This is a genomic window from Nocardia sp. NPDC057272, from assembly GCF_042668615.1.
Taxonomy (GTDB): Bacteria; Actinomycetota; Actinomycetes; order Mycobacteriales; family Mycobacteriaceae; genus Nocardia.
Genome location: NZ_JBHUYK010000067.1, coordinates 1 through 1,690, shown reverse-complemented (window position 1 = coordinate 1,690; position 1,690 = coordinate 1). Strand labels below are relative to the sequence as shown.

The window sequence follows — 1,690 nt, the reverse complement described above, 5'->3', positions numbered from 1 at the left end:
GGGCCGGCGGTTACCCACGGGTGTTTCCTCTTTCGTCGGTACGCCCCCGGCGGCTAACCGGCGACCCGGCCGCGACCGGCCACTCTGTGGCCGCTGCTCCCTAGGGGTCGCAGGTGCGGGGTTCGGAGTGCGGTCATGGCGGTTTTAGATCGCGGATTGCTATGCGGTATGGTTGGCGGGTTGTCTCGGCGAGGGTGAGTGCCCGTTTGGTGCGCACACCGTGATCGACGCGGCTCGGCTGAGTTGTTTGGGCCGTCCTCGTTCGTTCTTTCGTCCGACGAGTAGACCTTGACCCCGGAGTTGGGTCACCCATGACCAGCCGTAGGAGCGCATTCAGTATGTCCGACGCCAATCTGATCGAAGCCGCCGTCCGCACCGAATTCGGTAAGGGTGCCGCTCGCCGTACCCGTCGCGACGGCAACGTGCCCGCCGTGCTGTACGGCCACCACGCCGAGCCGCAGCACCTGTCGCTGAACGCCAAGGCGTTCGCCGCGATCCTGCGTCTGCACGGCACCAACGCCATCCTGAACCTGCAGATCGACGGCCAGCCGCAGCTGGCGATGACCAAGTCGGTCGTCGTCCACCCGATCCGTCGCTACATCGAGCACGCCGACCTGCTGATCGTCAAGCGTGGCGAGCGCGTCACCACCGACGTCAACGTCGTCGTTACCGGCGATGCCGTCTCCGGCGCCCTGATCACCCAGGAACTCAACACCCTGTCGATCGAGGCCGACGCGATGAACCTGCCCGAGACCATCGAGGTCTCGGTCGACGGCATCGCGCCGGGCACCCAGATCCTGGCCGGCACCATCGCGCTGCCCGAGGGCGTCACCCTGGCCGGTGACCCGGAAGCGCTGATCGTCAACGTGATCGAAGCGCCGTCCGCCTCGCAGATGGACGACGAGGGTGAAGGCACCGCCGCCGACACCGAGACCGCGGAGACCGCTCCCGAGTCCGAGTAAGACCGCGCACTACGATTCGGGCAATGACCGAATCTTCCGGGCCCGCGCTCGTGGTCGGACTGGGTAACCCCGGCCCCGAGTACGAGCGCACCCGCCACAATGTGGGCTTCCTGGTCGCCGATGTGCTCGCCGAGCGCGTCGGCGGCCGTTTTGCCGTGCACAAGAAGTCCGGTGCCGATCTGCTCCAGGCGCGATTGGACGGGCGTCAGATCCTCATCGCGAAGCCGCGCACCTATATGAATCTGTCCGGTCGGCCGGTGGCCGCGCTGGCGAAGTTCTTCTCGGTGCCGGTGGACCAGGTGATCGTGGTCCACGACGAGCTGGATCTGCCGTTCGGGACACTCAAGCTCAAGCAGGGCGGCGGCGAAGGTGGTCACAACGGGCTGCGGTCGATCTCGCAGGCGTTGACCACCAAGGAATACTTGCGCACCAGGATCGGGATCGGGCGCCCGCCCGGTCGGCAGGATCCGGCCGACTACGTCCTCAAGCCCTTCGCCGCGCCGGAGCGCAAAGAGGTTCCGGTGATCGTGGAGCAGGCCGCCGACGCGGTGGAGCTGCTGTTGAAGGTCGGGCTGGAAGCAGCCCAGAACAACCTGCATTGAGGCCCAGAACTACCTGTGTCAAGTAGTCCCAGGCCGGTTTGGGCTGTGTTTATTGGAGCGCTGGCGCGCTCGAGTCGCGGCCCCTGGGGGCCGCCGGTTAGCCACCGGGGCTTGCTCCTTCGTCGC

At 66.7% G+C, this 1,690-nt stretch carries 2 protein-coding genes; both read left to right on the top strand.

The genetic code is table 11. From position 1 onward, the window contains the following. The first annotated feature begins 338 nt into the window (after positions 1–338). On the top strand, positions 339–962 hold the full coding sequence (locus ACFULV_RS34930; RefSeq protein ID WP_378664381.1) for a 50S ribosomal protein L25/general stress protein Ctc: 624 nt from the start codon (positions 339–341) through the stop codon (positions 960–962). Positions 963–985: 23 nt separating this feature from the next. After that, a complete protein-coding gene (gene pth / locus ACFULV_RS34925) occupies positions 986–1,564 on the top strand; it encodes an aminoacyl-tRNA hydrolase (RefSeq protein WP_266293272.1) in 579 nt (192 codons plus the stop codon). Positions 1,565–1,690: the final 126 nt, after the last annotated feature.

Excerpts from the sequence above, each read along its gene's own strand:
- pth (WP_266293272.1), top strand. The coding sequence starts at position 986 with ATGACCGAATCTTCCGGGCCCGCGCTCGTGGTCGGACTGGGTAACCCC.
- ACFULV_RS34930 (WP_378664381.1), top strand. The coding sequence starts at position 339 with ATGTCCGACGCCAATCTGATCGAAGCCGCCGTCCGCACCGAATTCGGT.